This is a genomic window from Flavobacterium ginsenosidimutans, from assembly GCF_003254625.1.
GTDB lineage: Bacteria > Bacteroidota > Bacteroidia > Flavobacteriales > Flavobacteriaceae > Flavobacterium > Flavobacterium ginsenosidimutans.
Window position 1 is genome coordinate 85,034 of the sequence record NZ_QJRJ01000075.1, and the last position, 19,214, is coordinate 104,247.

Below are 19,214 nucleotides of genomic sequence, written 5' to 3' on the forward strand. Positions count from 1 at the left end.
CCGTTAATCCTCTATAATTATATAGGTAGGCCCTTAGATTAATTTTTTGAACAGATTCTGGAAGTTTATCATAGTAAGTCAATGCCTTTCTATACCATTCATCACATTTAACTCTATTATTTTTTAATTCATATATGTATGATCCAGCACCATAAGCAAAAGCTACGTGCTCTTCGTTGTTAGATTTCTGTAATTCAGCCGCATACTCTAGACCTTGGTCAAAGTTACCATTCATGCTGAAACGAATTTTATCCTGTAATTCTAGATACTCTTGTTCAGTAAACTCCTTTTTTGTTTGAGCCACAGCGGTATTAAGTATCAAGAAAAATAAAAAAGAGATGATCAGCCTCATTTAATTTTGTTTTTGGAATTCAAAAATAGTCTATAAATTATCAATAAACTACAATTTATTTGCCAAATTCCTATTAATTTTATTTTTGATATAAAAAAATATAACAATTTAACTTGCATTTGTTATATTTTTATTGTGTAAATTTGCTTTGCTAAAATTAATAAAAATGAAACCAGACCTATTTCAAGCTCCAGATTATTTCAACTTAGACGATTTGCTAACAGACGAACACAAATTGGTTCGTGAATCAGCTCGTGCATGGGTTAAAAGAGAAGTATCTCCTATTATAGAAGAATATGCTCAAAAAGCAGAATTTCCTAAACAAATTATTAAAGGTCTTGGCGAAATTGGTGGTTTCGGACCTTATATTCCTGTTGAATATGGAGGTGCTGGATTAGACCAAATTTCTTACGGACTAATTATGCAGGAAATTGAACGAGGTGATTCTGGTGTAAGATCTACTTCATCTGTTCAGTCTTCTTTGGTAATGTATCCGATTTGGAAATATGGAAACGAAGAACAAAGAATGAAATACCTTCCAAAACTGGCAACAGGTGAATTCATTGGCTGTTTTGGTTTAACCGAACCAGATCACGGTTCAGATCCAGGAAGTATGATCACCAATTTTAAAGATATGGGAGATCATTATCTTTTAAATGGTGCAAAAATGTGGATTTCAAATGCTCCGTTTGCAGATATTGCCATTGTTTGGGCTAAAAATGAAGAAGGCCGAATTCATGGTTTAATCGTAGAACGCGGAATGGAAGGTTTTACAACTCCAGAAACGCACAATAAATGGTCGCTTCGTGCATCTGCAACGGGCGAATTAATTTTTGATAACGTAAAAGTGCCAAAAGAAAACCTTTTACCAAATAAATCTGGTTTAGGCGCACCTCTTGGCTGTTTAGATTCAGCTCGTTACGGAATTGCTTGGGGAGCAATTGGTGCGGCAATGGATTGTTATGATACTGCTTTAAGATATTCGAAAGAAAGAATTCAATTCGGAAAACCAATTGGGGGAACTCAATTACAGCAGAAAAAACTGGCTGAAATGATTACTGAAATCACAAAAGCGCAATTATTAACTTGGCGTTTAGGTGTTTTAAGAAACGAAGGCAAAGCAACAACTGCACAAATTTCGATGGCAAAACGTAACAACGTAAATATGGCGGTTACCATTGCGCGCGAAGCAAGACAAATGCTTGGAGGTATGGGAATCACTGGTGAATACTCTATTATGCGCCACATGATGAACTTGGAAAGTGTTATTACTTATGAAGGAACTCATGACATTCATTTATTAATAACTGGAATGGATGTAACAGGAATTTCTGCATTTAAATAATTGATATTTATTAAAATATATACAAAATCAATCTAAAAAAGCTTCTTTAATAAAGAAGCTTTTTATCTTTGCATCAAAATTTTTTAAAATGAATATCGAAGCGGTAAACAAAAGCATCCAACCACAAAAAGACCAACTATTAAACCACTCATTATACAATAAGATTCAAAACATAGATGACTTACACAGCTTTCTAGAAACTCACGTTTTTGCTGTTTGGGATTTTATGTCACTTTTAAAAGCATTACAAGCCAAACTTACCTGTACAACAACGCCTTGGTTTGCTACCAAAAACTCTGAAACTCGTTATTTAATTAATGAAATTGTTCTTGCAGAAGAAACAGATTTAACGATCGACGGAAGAAGACAAAGTCATTATGAAATGTATTTAGAAGCAATGGAAGATTGTGGAGCTGATACAACTGGAGTTTTAAGCTTTTTATCAGAAGTACATTCCCTTCATAATATATTTGTTGCAATCAAACAAAGTTCACTGCACCCAAATGTAAAATCGTTTTTAGACTTTACTTTTAGAGTAATCGAAGAAGGAAAACCACACGAAATTGCCGCAGCATTTACCTTTGGAAGAGAAGATTTGATTCCGAGTATGTTTACTCAGATTTTGAAAAATTTCCAAAAAAACCTTCCAGAAACAGATTTAGCAAAATTGCTTTATTATTTTGAAAGACATATCGAATTGGATGCCGATGAACATGGACCAATGGCAATGCAAATGATTACAGAATTATGTGAAGAAGATGCACAAAAATGGAAAGAAGTAGAAGAAGTTTCAATTCTTGCCCTTGAAAAACGCATTGGACTTTGGAATGCCATCGAAGAAGAAATCATGATGAAAACCGAAATGGTTTAAAATCCAAATCCACATATTTAACGTAACTATTTGTTTAAAGCCACTAGAATCTAATTTAAACAAATTATGAAACCACATTTTAAACAAATAGTTACCGTTATTCTTTCAGTATTTCTTTTGAGCTGCAATTCAGATGAAACTGATTCTAAACCTACAACCACTACTCCACCCGTTGTAAACCCTCCAACAACGCCACAACCGCCAATTCCAAGTTCCGTAAATTATTTAGCCTTAGGCGATAGTTATACCATTGGTCAAAGTGTATGCGCTACATGCCGTTTTCCAGAGCAATTAAAGACAAGTTTAAACGCAATGTATTCTAGTACCATTTCGCTTAAAATAATTGCTACAACAGGCTGGACAACATCCAATTTAATTTCAGCAATTAATTCTCAAAATCCAGAATCCAATTATGATTTGGTAACACTTTTAATTGGAGTAAACAATCAATATCAGCACAGAAATTTTTCAGTTTACGAACAAGAATTTCCAGAATTAGTCAATAAAGCCATAATGCTAGCCAAAGGCGATAAAAAAAATGTTGTCGTTATTTCTATTCCAGACTATGCGTATACTCCATACGGACAAGCTCTTGCAGGAAATCAAAGCAGTACAATTTCAACAGAAATCGACCAATACAATACCTTTGCCGAGAAATACTGCAACAACAATCAAATCGCTTTTGTATCCATTACAGATATTACACGTCAAGGCCTTAATAATCCAAGTTTGGTTGCTTCCGATGGCCTTCATCCTTCAGAAATCGCATATAAAATGTTTGTAGACAAGATGATGCCGAAAGTCAAAATAGCTTTGCAGAATTAAGTTTTTTTTCAGAAGCTGAAAAACTCATTTTCAAAAGTACGTTTAGTCCCGCTATCCGCTTTATCTTTTGTTCTGAACCCCAGAACAAAAGGATACCGCTTCTATCGGGGCTAGATTAGAACTTTTGTTTTCAAAAGAACCAATAAAACCAAAACTCATCTTTTAGTTTTCCAAATAAAACCATCCAATAAATAATGCGTAAACTGAGGAACAGTCAACAATGGAACTAGTAAAATCTGCCAGCTCGAAAAGTCAAAATTCGTAACGCTGATGTTTTCATTCCAAACAAAAAGTTCCCAAAGAAATTCTTCGGAAAAAGCAATTAAAAGAAGGATTCCAACGTAAATCAAAAGCCCTTTATATTGTTTCAAGAAAGACAAACGCCCCAATTCTGATTCCGATTTTCCATCAATTTCTTTAAAATAAACCAAAGCCATATATGGAATTCCATGCGAAACGACATTCAATAAAGTAAAAATCAAATCATCGTTAAAATAAACAATTCCGAAATACCAAGACAAAGCAGTTCCTAAAATAATACTGTTTTTTGGAATATTAAAAATCTGATTTTGAATAGATTTTATCGTGGTATAAACAACATATAAAATCAAAATGCTGATATAAATCCAAAATAGAATTTCTAAAATAAGCTGGTTTTCAAACCTAAAAAACTCATTTTCTACAAACCAGTTGAACTTTCGCTTAGACGAAAAAAACCAATACAACATCGGGTATCCCGTTGAAGCATAAATCGCCAGATTATCAATCCAAATCGAAATTTTAGTTTTTACTTCTTTTCTGGCATACAATCTCATGAATCCATATTGCTGTCTGATGAAGTGAAAAACAGCAACGTAAGCCAAAAATGACCAAAAGACTAAACTTCCAAAAGAGAAAAGCACAATTCCCGTAACAAAACAAAAAAGAGGCAAAAGAATCAATCTTCTTTTCTGTTTCTGAAATTCATCGGCAACAAAATAGGTTTTAAATAAAGTCGCATAAACGTGCGCTACGTCTATAAAAACAATAAGGAAAAGCCAAGTATAAAAAGAATAATTCTCCTCAATTTCAGCAATATAATCCTGAAAAATAAAGATTATCGCCAGCACAAAAAATGACGGCCCGATAATAAAAGTTAAATCGGTTTTGGCTTTATGAATCCACGGTTGTTCCATCTAAAATCTCATTTACAACATTAATTCCTTGATGAAAAGCTTCTTCAAAAATGGAAATTCCAGACAAATCAGTATGCGCGAAATAAATCTTTTTTTGAATATTTTGTTTTGCTTGTTTCTTGGCTTCGCCAAAAATAAATCCTGGCGCAGGCGAAATCATTCCGTGTCCTAAAAGGAAAACTTCTATATCTTCTGTATATTCTTCAAGATCTGAATGAGCGATTTTCAAATCATTCAAAACAAATTGTTTCCAATATTCTTTGTCTTTTTTATAAAGCTCTTTTCTTGTCTTCTTCAAATCGGCAGACGAAAAACTGAAATAATACGTAATAACTTTTTTATCCTGAACCTGATTTAAAGTCTGATGCTGATCGTAAACATAACCCAAACCTTTAGAACCATAAATGACATTATCCCAAGACAGTGGAAAACTATTATTATCGGGAAGTTCGTCCACAATTAGAGTTGCTAAAAGCCAAGGCGTGTAATGAAAATCTTTTGTAAATGCCTTTCGATCCTGAATCAAATACTGATTTACAAATTGCGGAGAAGCCATTATCACTTTATCTGCAATAATTTCAACAGAAGTTTTTGTAGCATTGTCAAAAGCTTTTGCAATTACTTTTTGGTTGACGACCTTCACTTCATAAACCAAATGATTTTTTAGAGATTTATCTTCAGTATATTTTTTTAAATGAGTTGCAAGACGTGCATTTCCTTCTGGCCAAGTTAAAACGCTGTCGTGTTTTTCGGGCGTACTATCTTGTTTTCTTCCTGCAAAATAATGAATTCCAGCCCAAGCCGAAACATATTCAATTCCTAATCCAAAATCGTCTTTACAGCAATAATCGATGTAGTTAAACAAAGGTTCAGAAGTAAATTTTTTTTCTTTAAACCATTGTTTCATTGTGATTTTGTCTAAACTTCTCGTCTTTTCATCTTTAGAAGAAAGGTAAATCGGAATATCAAATAAATACTTTTGATCTTCTCCTTTTCCAGATCTAAAAAGATCCATTTGTTTAAAAAATTGGTCAAACTCTAAATCATCAGCAATCGAATTTCCATTTTTTGGAACAACGCCTTCTTGCCAGTTGTTTTTGTAAAACAAACGTTCGTCTGGAGCAAAAGTCAATTGTAATTCGTCAAAAATGGGAAATCCTTTTTCGTTATAACCTAGAATTATTTTTTCTTCTTCTAAAAAATGAAGCAATTCTTTATCTTGAAAATTTGGCAAAGGCAAGTAATGCGCGCCCAAAGGATATTTCGAATATTTATTTTCTCCGTTTGAAGAATTTCCTCCCAAATGATTTTCCAATTCTAGCATTAAAAAATCTGAAATTCCTCTTTTCTGAAATTGTCGTGCAGCGCTCAAACCCGAAATTCCGCCTCCAACAATTAAATACGGAATCTGAATTTGTTTGGTTGGTTTAGGAAAATCTTTAATCCATAAACGATGTCCAAGTAAATGTTTGGTACCAGATAAACGAATCATCATCACCGCAATTTTATCGGAACAAAACTGCAGAAACGGAACCGCAATTAAAGCCGCACCAACTACTTTTAAAAAACTCCTTCTGGATTTATTGCAGTTTTCCCCACTCTTCATCAAAATAGCGTACTAAAATCTGGTTGTCTAAACGATTGATTTCGATTTCATTGGAAATCATATCGTTTGTAAAATAATTGAAACGATCAAATTGATAATTGTAGAATTTCAATTTGTCTGCTTTTCGGTTTACGGTATTAAAAGTAGTTCCAAAACCGTTTATGGCAATTGTATAACCCCATTCTCCAAATGACGGAACGTAAGCATGATACGCATCTACCTGCGGAAAAACTTGCATAACTGTTTTATTGATACACCAAAAAGATTTTGGTGCAAAATAGGGCGAAGTAGTTTGAATAACCACCGCAGCATCAGGTTTTAAAATGGTTTTTATAGTCTGATAAAAATTTAGCGAATACAATTTCCCTAAACTATAATTTGACGGATCTGGAAAGTCGATTATAGCAACATCAAATTGCTCTTTACAGCTTTTTGCCCAAATATAGGCATCTGTATTGATTACGGTAACTTTAGGATTGTTGAGCGAGTTTTGATTAAAATTGGTTAATACAATATTGGTTTTAAACAACTTTGTCATTCCTTCGTCCAAATCGACTAGAGTTACTTTTTCAACGTCTTTGTATTTCAGGATTTCACGAACTGCCAAACCATCGCCTCCGCCCAAAACCAAAACATTTTTAACGTTTTTAGCCATCGACATTACCGGATGCACTAGAGCCTCATGGTAACGATATTCATCTGCAGAACTGAATTGCAGGTTGTTATTTAAATAAAGCCTGTAATCGCTCTTATTATGCGTTAAAACAATACGCTGATAGGGTGTTGAATTGGTATAAATAATATTTTCTCCGTACAATTTCCCTTCTGAATAGGCTAGAATATCATTCGAGAAAACAAAAACAGCCAGTAATAATACAAACGAAAAAATGGCTTTTGCTTTCAAAAAATAAACATTTTTCAGTTCTCCCTTCAGTAAAAAACACAAAACAATAGCAATGCTCACATTAATCATTCCGAAGAAAAGAGAAGTTCCCATAATACCTAATTTTGGCACTAAAATTAATGGAAACAAGATCGAAGCCAGCAAAGCTCCGATATAATCAAATGTAAAAACATTCGAAACAAGGTCTTTAAATTCAACCCTGTCTTTTAAAATATTCATTAATAGCGGAATCTCCAATCCGACCAAGAAACCTGTTACGAAAACGAATAAATATAAAATGAACTGAAATGAACCAACACTTTCAAACAATAGAAATAAAACCACCGAACTCAAACCTCCAATAAGTCCAACCAGTATTTCGATTTCTACAAAAGTGTTGAGTAGATTTTTATGGAAAAACTTTGAAAAAAACGAACCTATACCCATCGAAAACAGGTATACGCCAATAATAAACGAAAATTGTTTTACCGAATCGCCCAATAAATAACTCGCCAAAGTTCCTGCAACCAATTCGTAAATTAGTCCGCAAGTGGCAATTATAAATACGGCAAAAAGTAAAAGAAATTCAAACCTAAGAAATTTTTTACCCATGAATTGCGGCACTAATAATCATTGAAATTCCAATGATAAATGCTGCCAAAACAATGGCAACAGCAACATTATTTTTTTCTACAACTTCTTTCCAAGTATTTTCTGGAGTAAGTTTTTCGATAATATAATAACCGATTAATAAAATAACTATTCCTAAAAAAGAATAAATAATCGAATTTACTATAGGCTGTGCGTGAAATAATTCCATATTGATTGATTTTTTTATTTGTGGTAAAAACGGTTAAACGATGTTCGGCTTCCTGCCGTGCTGTATTTTTCGGTTGTTTCGCAATCGCAAATTCGGTTTCCTGCAAGAGTAAAGTACATATAAACTCCAAAGCAGAAAAATCCAATTGCCAATGGAGCCCAATTATTGCTGAAGAAATCAGAAATTCTTTTCATATTAATTTATTCGTAAGTCGAGTAGGAACTGTCTGCCCATCTCTTTTTTTCAAATTGATTTCTAAAATAACGTACTATAAAGTAAATTACAATCATTCCAATAATAACTAACCAAGCATTTCTATTTGAAGGCTCGTTCCAAACAACGCTGACCTCCATTTCACTGTTAGAAAGATCTTCTGGAGCTTTCATTGGTGTTATTAAAAGATGATATTTTCCGCCTTTGACTCCGCAAATATTAAATTTCTCAGACTGACTCCCCTCTGTCCAAGATTCTCCATCAGAATAGCCGTAATAGTATTCAATGTCTTTGTTAGCGTAAATTTCGTCGCTGGTATCTTCGTTTATTAAAGCAACATTTAAGTTTGCCCAAGAATTGTTAACGCCAGTCGAAACCTTTATCGTCATAGGTGCTGACGCGCCATTTAAGGTAAACGACGGACTTGTCATTTCTTTATTATCAAATTCGCTGAATTTAATTCTACTGTTAAAAACATTCTGCTGCACTTGATCTTTATAAATGTACCAGTTTGCCGTTATGATCAGCAAAGCAAAAAGACAGAAAATAACCGCTGTATTTCTAAGATCAAAACGAGACGGCTGAATCATGCTAATACCTGACTGATACGGCAACTCTATTCCTTTAAATGCTCTTTTGATTTTATTTTTGCTTACATATTCTCCATGAAAAGCAGTTTGAACATTATTCATTTTTTCGACCGAAACAAGGTACGGCGGATTTATAAATTCAGCCAAATGCGTTTTTTTATTCGGAATCTGGAAATCAAAAAAACCTTTTGCATTAATTATGTCAGCATCCGAATGTTCAAATAAATCATAATCTCTTCCATCATATTTCAGAACTTTAGTTCCTTTTTTGATATCGTCAATCTTTTCCATTTCGGTAAGCATCATCCAATGCCCATTTGAAAGCGACAGATAAAGAAATTCTTTTTCTTTGTTTTGCAAAATAAACTCCGTCCAAGCATAATCAGGATAGACATTTTTCCTTAAAATACCCGTCACTGTATACTCGATTCCATTTAAGAAGCCAGTATCGCCAATTGCCAGCGGACAATCATTAAAAGGCGCTTTATATTGCGATTTTCTCCGAAATTTCCCCTCATCATCAACGCCGTAAACGCTGAAACATGTAGGACAAACAAAATTTACTACCTCAAAACCAACCTCTAATTCGGTTTCTGTATTACAGTCGTAACAAGGAATCTTCATATCTTATCGGTTAATTTCAAAATCTTTAATAATTTCTGCATCAAAATAAGCCACATAATCAGCCATTACGGCGCGCACTTTTCCTGAATTATCCTGAAGATAATTACACAAATAAACATCCAAAGTAAGCTGATTGTATTCTGGCCAAGTGTGTATACAAATATGTGATTCTTTAAGGCAATACGAAATCGTAAAACTATCGTTATCAAAGTCATGAACAACAGCTCCAACCTTCTCAAGTTCGTATTTTTCTAAAATGGAATTAGTAACCGCGACAAAACCTTTGCTATTGGTAAGCTTCGAAATTTCGCCGACATGTAAAGTAACCAGTTTATGCAATCCTGGCGAATAAGGAGGTAAATCCATCAAATTATTTATATTACACAGGAGCCAAATATATAATATTTCTAGAATAAAATAATGTGGAAAACCGTATTTTGAAAATAACTTTTTAGGACTATGTATTTATGATTTTTTCTTTTTTTAAGAAGCCAGAATTTTGGTTTTCAGTACGGCTTTAGTCCCGCTATCCGCTTTATCTTTTGTGGTGAACCCCACCACAAAAGGATGCCGCTACTATCGGGGCTAGATTATACGTTTTGGTTTTATAAGGCATAAAAAAAGTCCAGAATTCCATTTTATGAAACTGCGGACTTTTATCTTGCAGAAAGGAAGGGATTCGAACCCTCGATACAGTTACCCATATACTAGCTTTCCAGGCTAGCTCCTTAAACCACTCGGACACCTTTCTATTTTGGTCTGCAAATAACACAAAAAAATCTGACTTTACAAAAGTAAAGTTGCAGTTACTCTAAATGCTTTTTCTAAATTCTTCGATAAACAATTTTACAGCCTTTTTCTGGTAACCTCCCATTGTTAGCATATAAGAATCTCTTTTTGTGGGAACTCCCGTAATTTGAATGGCTTTTATAGTGTCCCAGTCTTTTAATGCTTTCTCAGCTACAATAGTAGCCCAATCGCTGTTTTCTACCATTTGCAATAAAGCGTGAATAGAATGGAGTTCGATCGAAATTTTAGGTTTCAAATTAAACTTCTGAAACAATTCTTCGACAAATTCTCTTGAATTAGATCCTTTTCCTGGCAATACTAACGGAATTTCTTCTATTTTCTTAAAAGCAATTTTATCCAAATGGGCCAAAGCATGCTTTTTAGAAACCGCCACAACCATATTGGAAGTAAACAATGGCACTTTCTGAATTCCGCTTTCAATTTCATGAGATGGAATTACCAAAACTACATCGACATCATTATTAAGAAGCTTTTGTTCCAGTGATTCTGTTGTGCCATAGTCTACAATAATCTTTAAGTTTTGATATCTATGGGCAAATGTATTTACAATTGGCAAAATTAATAACCCAAAAATATACGTAACACCTATTCGCAGTTCGCCACCAATCATTTGGTTTAAATCTTCAATTGCCTGTTTCCCGTTTTGGACATTTTCGAGAACCCTTTTCGCATGAATCAAGAAAACCGAACCTGCTTCTGTAAGTCGCACTTTTTTTCCAATTCTGATAAACAAAGGCATTCCGAGTTCTTCTTCCAGCTTTTTAATTTGCTGCGAAAGCCCCGATTGCGTTACAAAACACAATTCTGCGGCTTTGGTAAAGTGCAAAACCTCAGCAGTTTTTACAAAATACTCTAGTTGATAAATCTCCATATTGATAAGTTTTAATACTTATTATCAGTAAAATTATTAATTTTTCTAATGCTATCATAATCCCGACCTTTGTATTAAATATTTAGGATTATGTTTAAAGCGTTAAAATCAAAAAATTTCAAGTTATTTTTCTACGGTCAATCCGTATCTGTTATCGGAACATGGATGCAAAAAACAGCTGTAAGCTGGATGGTTTATAGTATAACGGGATCTGTATTTTTATTGGGATTAGCGACATTTTTAAGTATGATTCCGTCTTTATTTCTAGCGCCTTTAGCGGGAAGTATTATTGGTCGTTATGACAGACACAAAACAATGATGTTCTTGCAATCTCTTGCGATGCTTCAAGCGGGAACTTTAGCTTTGCTTATCTATTTCAAAATTTATAACATCAACTTTATTTTGGCTTTAAGCCTTATTCAAGGTATTATTAATGCTTTTGATATGACTTGTCGTCAAACGATGATGATTGATATTGTGGACAATAAAGAAGATCTTCCAAACGCTGTCGCATTAAACTCAACTTTGAACAACTTTGCACGTATTGCAGGTCCTGCGCTTGCGGGAATTATTCTGCATGAATATGGAGAAGATATTTGTTTTATTGGGAATTTCATAAGCTACGTGCCTGTTTTAATTTCATTAATGATGATGAAAATTACACCGCACATTAAAGCTGAAAACAAATTGAATATGCTGGACGACCTTATCGAAGGCTTAGATTATGTGAAAAAAGAAACCGAAATGGCAAGAATGCTAATGATGCTTACTTGTAGCAGTTTGTTTGTAATTTCTTTTAATACTTTGATGCCCGTTTTTGCAAAAGATATTTTTAGCGGAAACGCTGAAACTTTCAGCTGGTTTGAAAGTGCTGCCGGAATTGGTTCTGTTCTATCTGCAATTTATTTAGCTAATCTAAAATCTGCTGAGAATATGAACAAACTAATGATTGGAGCGAGTTTGCTTCTTGGTTTCAGCGTAATTATTTTAGCTGTTTCAAGCAGCATAACAATCGCTTTAATCTGTATGACATTAAGCGGAATCGGGATGATGGGACAAACTTCTTCTATCAATATTTATATTCAGACTCATAGTTCTGTAAATATGCGTTCAAGAAGCATCAGTTACTACATGATGGCATATCAAGGAATGATTCCTGTTGGAAGTTTGATTATTGGATATGTTTCTCATTCACTTGGCGTTAGAACTACTGTTGCTATTCAAGGAATTATATGTATTATTTCTGTAATCGTTTATTTGTATTACAAAAAACATAAAGCAATTGAAGATTTGGAAACTTGTCCTGTTCCATATCGAAATTCCAAAAATTAAATTCTAAATCCAAAAATGACAACTAAACGTGTTCAACTTTGTCAAAGTTTAAAACTTTGACAAAGTTCTTTACGGCAAAGCATTGGAATTTGGAATTTTACTTTAAGATATTTCCCCGCGAAGAGCAGTTTCAAAAATATCTTTAAACTCGTTTTGAGGAATATTATGACCCAGCAAATACATCAATTTAGTAATTGCTGCTTCTGTAGTAATATCTTTTCCTGAGATCACTCCCAAAGATTTTAGAGCTGTACTGGTTTCGTATTGTCCCATATTCACGCTTCCGCCTGAACATTGGGTTACGTTTACGATATGCATTCCAGATTTAATCGCTTTTTCGATTAAACTTAAAAACCAATCTTCGGTTGGTGCGTTTCCTGAGCCGTATGTTTCTAGAACAATTCCGCGTAAACCAGTCGTTGCCAAGATTGAAGCCAAAACAATTTCGCTCATTCCAGGGAACATTTTTATGATGGCTACATGATTGTCCAGATTTTTATGAACGATCAATTTCGCATTTTTATTTATCGGAAGAAATAAATGTCTGTTTAATGTTAAATGCACGCCAGATTCTACTAATTCAGGGTAATTTGGCGCTGTAAAAGCTTTAAAATGTTCTGCGTTTACTTTAGAAGTTCTGTTTCCTCGGTACAATTTGTATTCAAAATACAAACAAACTTCTGTAATAACAGGTTTTCCGTTTTCTTGAAGAGAAGCAATCTGAATCGCTGTAATCAGGTTTTCTTTTGCATCGGTACGCAAATCTCCAATTGGCAATTGCGAACCTGTAAATACAACTGGTTTTGCTAAATTCTCCAACATAAAACTCAATGCTGAAGCCGAATATGACATCGTATCTGATCCATGCAGCACGACAAATCCATCAAATGCATCGTAATTTTCCTCAATCATAGTGGCAATTTTCGTCCACATTTGAGGATTCATATTAGAAGAATCAATTGGATGTTCAAATGAAATCGATTCGATTTCGCAATCCAATTGTTTAATTTCTGGAATTTTCTGAATTAATTTACCAAAATTGAAGGCTTTAAGCGCTCCAGTTTCAAAATCTTTGCTCATACCGATGGTTCCACCAGTATAAATCAACAATATTTTTGCTTTAGATGACATCTTGGTATTTTAATTTATTGACAACAGGATTCGCATACATTGCTAAAAATCCTTGTCTTGTCACAGGATTATCGCCCCCAATTCTCATTTCTAAACGACGCTCAAACAATGATTTCTCACTTTCTTTATACTTGTGAGCAAATTTGTCTGTTTCATTTAAAATATCGTAAGCAATAAAATTTGTTGGCCATAATTGGTAGTTTTTCAAAATAACATCGTCAATCGTTTGTGCCAAAGCTTGAACTTGTTTGTTCACATTATCATTTTCGGCCACAATTTGATCGATTTCTGTATCTAAAACATCACCAACAGAAATATGTATTCTTTTTTTAGTTCCCATAATACCGCTAAGGATATTCATGAAATCTTCGTTTTTATCTTTTACGTAAACTTCGTTTTTTGCTTCTGCCATTAATTGTGGCATTTTCAAAACATCCGTCGGATCATATTCGTAAGAAATAGAAACCGGAACGATTTTCAATTTCTTAAAATAATCCATTAAGTTTTCTTCGTCAGAACCCATTCCAATCATTTTTAAAACCCCTGGATTGGTCTCGTCGTTTCCGTCTTTTGTTCTTCCTTCTCTTTGAGCAATCCAAACCGAACGGTTTTCGCGAAGCAATAATTGTCCCATATATTCAGATAATAACTTCGAACTTTGAAGCATTTCTCTAGGCGATAAACCTCTTAAAACCAAAAAGTTTCTATTTAGTTTTGCTAAAGTTGCCAAGAAAGCTTTCTTTACTAAATTGTCTCCAATTGCCGAAGCAGTCATTACCAAACCGTGCTCGAACAAACAAACGTTCAATAATGTAGTATCTAAAAGAATATCTCTATGATTTGAAATAAAAAGATAAGACGTATTTGGTTCCAGTTTCTCAAAACCTGAAGTCGTTAAACCTTCAGAGCTTTTTTCAAGAACTTTCTGGATTGTATTATAAATAAAATTGCATTGAAAATCACGAATCGAGTGTGTTTTCTTTAATTGTTCCTTCCAAACCTCATCTTCTACATCCGGAAACGTAAAGTTCATCATGGTTTTCATCATAGGATGATTGACCACAGCATGAAGGGCTTCATTTATTTCGGAATCATAAAACGGTCGAATGGCATCAAATCTCTGCATTATTTATTTGGGTTTAAGTGGGCAAAAGAACAAAAAAAAAATTAAAGTTTTGTAAGGTCTGGGTTAAATCCCAAAAACGTCCTTTGAATTCTGAGTTGTAATTGTAGCAATTTCTTCGGCTGAAATTCCATAAATGTCACTCAATTTCGCAATAACATTGACTAAATAACTGCTTTCATTTCGTTTTCCTCTGTACGGAATTGGTGCTAAATATGGAGAATCTGTCTCCAAAACAATGTGTTTTAAATCGATTTGATTCAAAAACTGATCGATTTTTCCGTTTTTAAACGTTACTACACCTCCAATTCCTAATTTCATTTTGTAAGAAATCGCGCGTTCTGCTTGTTCTAAAGTTCCGGAAAAACAATGAAAAATCCCAAATAAATCTTCAGATTTTTCTTCTTCTAAGACTTCGAAGATCTCATCAAAAGCTTCTCTACAATGAATTACAATTGGCAATTTGTATTGTTTTGCCAGCTGAATTTGCCTTTTAAAAGCAATTTGCTGCTCTTTCAAATGCGTTTTATCCCAATACAAATCGATCCCAATTTCACCCACAGCGTAGAACTTTCGTTTTGATAATTCGGTTTCTACATGTGCCAATTCGTCCAGATAATTATCTTTTACGTAAGTGGGATGCAAACCCATCATTAAGAATACATTATCTGGATAATTTTTCTCTAAATCGTACATAGATTGCGTTGCGGCAGCATCGATTGCAGGAATAAAAAAACGAGTAACTCCAGCATCAATAGCGCGCTGAATCATTTCGTTGCGATCCTGATCAAATTCTTCAGAATACAAATGCGTGTGGGTATCGGTAATAATTGGTGTTGAATTCAAGGCTGTAATTTTAAAGTGCCAAAATTACGACAATAATAAAAGAATAGCAATTCGTGTAAATTGGCACATAGATTTAACGGATTCTCTTTCGTGAAAACACTGAAAAAACGATTTTTTAAAACTTGCCTAAAAAATAAAAACCTTTGACAAAGTTTAAAACTTTGACAAAGGTTGACAAATTAAAGACTAGTTTTTGTCACGCTGACGAACGAAGAATCTCACAAGAAGTTTCGCCAAGAAAACCCCCAAATTTTTCTGTGGATCAACTAGTGTGACTCTTCGTTCCTCAAGACGACAAATAGCGTCTTATTTTCCATTTTCAATAAATAGCAAAGCTCGTTCCAAAACCTCATCTTTTCCTTCCTGAATTCCTTTTATGGTTGGTTTTATTTCGATGTCTGGCACAATTCCAATTCTTTGAGTTTCTCTTCCGTCTGGGTAGTAAACGCCAATACCAGAGAAATTAGTATGATAACCACTAAAATCAAATTCAAAAACATTTCCGTCTGCTCCCGCAGTCTGACTTCCAATAATTGTGGTATTGCCAGCTGTTTGAAAACACATCGCCGTCCATTCTGATTGGCTTATAGAATCTTCATTAAGTAATACAACAACTTTTCCTTTGTAATTGTCTTTATTTTCAAATCCCACTTTTCTTCCTTCTTCCCAAGTATACTTTCCTGGATAATTTGGATACGGGTAGGTATAAATGCAAAATTCTTTTTCTTGAGAATTTAAAAAATTAGCAATTTCTCCAAAAGTTCCGTTTGGATAATTTCTAATATCAAAAACTATAGCTTTTGTCGATTTGAGAGCATCAATCATATCAGGAACATTTTTTGGTTTTATAACTCCCATGTTTACGTAACCAACATTATTGTCCAAAAGTTTAAATTTATCTTTCTTTATCTGAGCTCCTTTTTTATACTCATTTCGATGAGAATCGTGATAGTTAAACCAAGTCATTGCCTTTGTTTCCTGTTTTCCATCGTTCAGGAATTCTACGTTTACCTTTTCAGATTCGCTCACTAAAATTGTGCGTAAAACTTTATCTAGAAAAGCGGCCTCGTTTGAAGCAGAAACAATATCTCTTTTCTCTTCAATAATTTCTTTAATGCTCTTACCATTTATTTTAGTAATTACGGTTCCAATTTTAATATTGTCGGCCTCTGCAAGACTATCTCCTAAAATTTCGGTAATTACTAATTTTTCATCAATTACTTTACCTGTTGCTGGAAAATAATAATAACTCTTTTTTGCTGTTGCAGAAGACGGGTAAATATGAAACTCGACATGAGTATCATTGAGTTTTGCAGCTGCTTTTCTCAATACTTTATAAAAATCTTCTGGAGTTTTGGACTCAACAACAGAAGGCAATAACTCAGTTAAAGTTTTATCCCATTTCTGATCCATTTTGTATTTGTATGGATAGTAATATTCTACCACATTCCAATACGCATAAAGCATTAAAAGCTTTGAATTTTTATTAGTGTAATCAAGATTAAAATAGTTTTTTAGGTTTTTAAAACCGTCAAAACTTGGCCCAAATTCTTCATTACTTTGAAATCTATTTTCTTCAATAAATTTTAATTTTTTTGAAAGCTTTTTAGAAAACAATTTGTCATTGAACCAGCTTAAATCGAAATTTTTATCAAAAAGTTTAACCTCTTTTGGAGTAACAATTGGAGCAATTTCATTTACTGGCCCAAGATCATCAATCCAATTTTCTAGAATTAATGAAAACTCTTCTTTGGTTTGTGCTTTTTCTATTAATGGTAATTTCTCCAAAAGCTGGCTATCCCAATTCAATTGTCCTTTGGCAACTTCTGGATGATAATATTTCAAGAATCCCCAAACTTTACAAGTTGTGGCAAGTTTTTCTGTCTCAGTAATTTTAGAAGCACTGAAAACAGTTTGAGAAAACACAAAAAGAAAAACTAATAAAGCTTTTTTCATTTACATTCTTGGTTAAGTTAATTTTTGAATTTGGGTAAATTCCTATAAAAATAAAATCGAATTTAGAGCTTTAATTCTAAATTCGATTGAGGTTTCCCGTAAATGGGTAATATTTTTTTTAATAATTTGAAATCTATTCCAAATCTTCGCGCAGACGTTCTACGTCATCGTAGTCTTCATAATCTTGAGAAATAGTCTCTAAAATCGATTTACATTCTTTGTATTTTCCTTGTTTTAGTTTAGATAAAGCTATATTCCACTTGGCTTTTTCTTTATAAACCGAATTTCCGTTTTCTAATTCTTTAAAGATCTTTTCGGCTTTTGGATATTTGCTTACCTGCAATAATGAAACTGCATAGAAATATTTTATTTCGTCTGAATTATTTTCTTTCAAAATCATTTCAAAAATCGGAATAGCTGTTTCATATCTTTTTCCGTTGAAATTATTCTCTGCTTGCTTTAAAATGGCTTCAGAAACTCCTCTTTCTGTAAAATAAGCACTTTCTGGATGATTGTAATCTTCAAAAGACGGATTGTGTTTATAATCGAAGAAAAATAAACCAAACATCACAATTATAGAGATCGCTGCGGCAAAATACCAAGGCTTTAGTGAAGCAACTTTGTGTTTCTTTTTATTGAAATATTTATCTGAAATTCGAGTCAGGTTTTCTTCAAAAGCAACCCTTTCCTCTGTTATTTCCAATTTATTTTCCTGTTGAGAAAGCTTTTGTTCTTCTTCAAACTCTTCTGCTTGAGCAATCAATTCGTGAGCAGATTCATTGACTGATACCACGTTCTCGTAAATTGTCACCTCTTTATGGACAGAGTTTTTCAATTCGTTCAGCCAGCGTCTTTTGCACAACAAGAAAAAATAAGCATCAAACGGACACGTTAATTGAAGTTTTCCGGCTTTCGCCTGATTAAAAAGCAAAATCATGATTTCATGAACCACATTCTGCGCTTGATCTTTGTCTCCAGAATTATTGGTTATAAATTGAACCACTTTAGGCGCATATTTCTTATATATCATTTCAATTACTACCGAATCATTTGCAGCAAGTCCGTCAATATATTTTTGATCAGGATGAATTTTATTTAGATCCATAAAAAAACATTTTATAGCTAATTTAAAAAAAGAATATCAAAAATTACGCATAATTACATCATATTCAACATTATAATAGTTAAAAAACCACAAATTTGTTGCTTTTTTATTCCATATATTTTAAATAGAAAATCTTTTTCCTAGTTAGCTTTTTGGCTACAATTACCTTATTTTTGGTTTTCAATCAGTACGGAAATGGAAAATCTTCACGAAATTCTCAAAATAGAGAAGTACAAAAAAATAAAGTTCAAAATAACTAAAACACAACATTTACAGATTAAAGCCAAAATTAACGGCATTTCTGGCAATTTTATTTTAGATACTGGCGCATCAAACACCTGTGTGGGTTTTGAGTCTATTGAACGTTTTGAACTTTCTGCAAAAAATTCTAAAACAAAAGCTTCTGGAGCTGGAGGAACTGGAATGACAACACAAATTTCATCTAAAAACAAATTGCAATTGGGAAGTTGGAAAAACAAAGATTTCAATATCGTAATTTTTGATCTTTCGCATGTAAATGAAGCTTTGGAGTCTTTTAAAGCTAAAGCTGTTCATGGTATTATTGGCGCTGATGTTTTATTGGAAGGAAAAGCAATTATTGACTATTTTAACCATTATTTGTATTTAAAATAGATCTTTTTAGAATTTAATATTTTTACGGGAAACCGTAATTTTAACAATATTTATATTATAATATTTAGAGGCTGGGTTTTTTAATTATATTTGTTGAGCCATT

Annotated in this window: 18 protein-coding genes and 1 tRNA gene; 5 read left to right on the forward strand and 14 right to left on the reverse strand. The window is 33.3% G+C overall.

Features of this window, described 5'->3' with window-relative positions; genetic code table 11:
- The first annotated feature begins 518 nt into the window (after nucleotides 1-518).
- The 3 genes from DM444_RS10030 (at nucleotide 519) to DM444_RS10040 (ending at nucleotide 3,393) form a co-directional block, all read left to right on the forward strand.
- On the forward strand, nucleotides 519-1,697 hold the full coding sequence (locus DM444_RS10030) for an acyl-CoA dehydrogenase family protein (RefSeq protein WP_111286179.1): 1,179 nt from the start codon (nucleotides 519-521) through the stop codon (nucleotides 1,695-1,697).
- Between the two features lie 88 nt (nucleotides 1,698-1,785).
- The gene (locus DM444_RS10035) at nucleotides 1,786-2,568 is read left to right on the forward strand and encodes a DUF3050 domain-containing protein (RefSeq protein ID WP_111286181.1); all 783 of its coding nucleotides are present in this window, start codon (nucleotides 1,786-1,788) and stop codon (nucleotides 2,566-2,568) included.
- A gap of 66 nt (nucleotides 2,569-2,634) precedes the next feature.
- Nucleotides 2,635-3,393, forward strand: coding sequence for an SGNH/GDSL hydrolase family protein (locus DM444_RS10040; RefSeq protein ID WP_111286183.1), 759 nt, complete (start codon nucleotides 2,635-2,637; stop codon nucleotides 3,391-3,393).
- A gap of 155 nt (nucleotides 3,394-3,548) precedes the next feature.
- Here DM444_RS10040 and DM444_RS10045 read toward each other — a convergent pair whose 3' ends face one another.
- The 9 genes from DM444_RS10045 to DM444_RS10085 form a co-directional block, all read right to left on the reverse strand.
- On the reverse strand, nucleotides 3,549-4,568 hold the full coding sequence (locus DM444_RS10045) for a hypothetical protein (RefSeq protein WP_111286185.1): 1,020 nt from the start codon (nucleotides 4,566-4,568) through the stop codon (nucleotides 3,549-3,551).
- Nucleotides 4,546-6,174, reverse strand: coding sequence for a flavin monoamine oxidase family protein (locus DM444_RS10050; RefSeq protein WP_111286187.1), 1,629 nt, complete (start codon nucleotides 6,172-6,174; stop codon nucleotides 4,546-4,548). Before DM444_RS10050 ends, DM444_RS10045 begins: the two co-directional genes overlap by 23 nt.
- Complete coding sequence (locus DM444_RS10055; protein ID WP_111286189.1) at nucleotides 6,149-7,669, reverse strand: polyamine aminopropyltransferase; 1,521 nt, start codon at nucleotides 7,667-7,669, stop codon at nucleotides 6,149-6,151. The genes DM444_RS10050 and DM444_RS10055 overlap by 26 nt, the downstream gene beginning before the upstream one ends.
- Nucleotides 7,662-7,877 carry a DUF350 domain-containing protein gene (locus DM444_RS10060; RefSeq protein ID WP_111286191.1) on the reverse strand — a complete coding sequence of 72 codons (216 nt, stop codon included), beginning with the start codon at nucleotides 7,875-7,877 and terminating at the stop codon, nucleotides 7,662-7,664. Before DM444_RS10060 ends, DM444_RS10055 begins: the two co-directional genes overlap by 8 nt.
- A gap of 14 nt (nucleotides 7,878-7,891) precedes the next feature.
- Nucleotides 7,892-8,071 carry a hypothetical protein gene (locus DM444_RS10065; RefSeq protein ID WP_111286193.1) on the reverse strand — a complete coding sequence of 60 codons (180 nt, stop codon included), beginning with the start codon at nucleotides 8,069-8,071 and terminating at the stop codon, nucleotides 7,892-7,894.
- Nucleotides 8,072-8,077: 6 nt separating this feature from the next.
- Complete coding sequence (locus DM444_RS10070; protein ID WP_111286195.1) at nucleotides 8,078-9,304, reverse strand: DUF4178 domain-containing protein; 1,227 nt, start codon at nucleotides 9,302-9,304, stop codon at nucleotides 8,078-8,080.
- Between the two features lie 3 nt (nucleotides 9,305-9,307).
- Complete coding sequence (locus DM444_RS10075) at nucleotides 9,308-9,670, reverse strand: S-adenosylmethionine decarboxylase family protein (protein ID WP_111286197.1); 363 nt, start codon at nucleotides 9,668-9,670, stop codon at nucleotides 9,308-9,310.
- A gap of 298 nt (nucleotides 9,671-9,968) precedes the next feature.
- A tRNA-Ser gene (locus tag DM444_RS10080) sits at nucleotides 9,969-10,055 on the reverse strand.
- 60 nt (nucleotides 10,056-10,115) lie between these two features.
- Nucleotides 10,116-10,985 carry a LysR family transcriptional regulator gene (locus tag DM444_RS10085; protein ID WP_111286199.1) on the reverse strand — a complete coding sequence of 290 codons (870 nt, stop codon included), beginning with the start codon at nucleotides 10,983-10,985 and terminating at the stop codon, nucleotides 10,116-10,118.
- Nucleotides 10,986-11,075: 90 nt separating this feature from the next.
- Between DM444_RS10085 and DM444_RS10090 the strand changes: the two genes are divergently transcribed.
- A complete protein-coding gene (locus tag DM444_RS10090; RefSeq protein WP_111286200.1) occupies nucleotides 11,076-12,317 on the forward strand; it encodes an MFS transporter in 1,242 nt (413 codons plus the stop codon).
- 102 nt (nucleotides 12,318-12,419) lie between these two features.
- Here the strand turns inward: DM444_RS10090 and DM444_RS10095 are convergent, their stop codons facing one another.
- From DM444_RS10095 to DM444_RS10115, 5 genes are all read right to left on the reverse strand, one after another.
- Nucleotides 12,420-13,448 (reverse strand): asparaginase, encoded by a 1,029-nt coding sequence (locus DM444_RS10095; RefSeq protein ID WP_111286202.1) that lies wholly within the window; start codon nucleotides 13,446-13,448, stop codon nucleotides 12,420-12,422.
- Complete coding sequence (locus tag DM444_RS10100; protein ID WP_111286204.1) at nucleotides 13,438-14,574, reverse strand: 1-acyl-sn-glycerol-3-phosphate acyltransferase; 1,137 nt, start codon at nucleotides 14,572-14,574, stop codon at nucleotides 13,438-13,440. The genes DM444_RS10095 and DM444_RS10100 overlap by 11 nt, the downstream gene beginning before the upstream one ends.
- A gap of 63 nt (nucleotides 14,575-14,637) precedes the next feature.
- On the reverse strand, nucleotides 14,638-15,417 hold the full coding sequence (locus DM444_RS10105) for a TatD family hydrolase (RefSeq protein ID WP_111286211.1): 780 nt from the start codon (nucleotides 15,415-15,417) through the stop codon (nucleotides 14,638-14,640).
- Between the two features lie 306 nt (nucleotides 15,418-15,723).
- A complete protein-coding gene (locus tag DM444_RS10110; RefSeq protein WP_111286213.1) occupies nucleotides 15,724-17,373 on the reverse strand; it encodes a S41 family peptidase in 1,650 nt (549 codons plus the stop codon).
- Between the two features lie 133 nt (nucleotides 17,374-17,506).
- Nucleotides 17,507-18,478, reverse strand: a complete 972-nt coding sequence (locus DM444_RS10115) for a CDC27 family protein (RefSeq protein WP_239455653.1) — start codon at nucleotides 18,476-18,478, stop codon at nucleotides 17,507-17,509.
- A gap of 195 nt (nucleotides 18,479-18,673) precedes the next feature.
- Here DM444_RS10115 and DM444_RS10120 point away from each other — a divergent pair, with 195 nt between their 5' ends.
- Entirely contained in the window at nucleotides 18,674-19,111 is a 438-nt protein-coding gene (locus DM444_RS10120; protein WP_111286215.1) for a retropepsin-like aspartic protease, read from the forward strand.
- The last annotated feature ends 103 nt before the right edge of the window (nucleotides 19,112-19,214 follow it).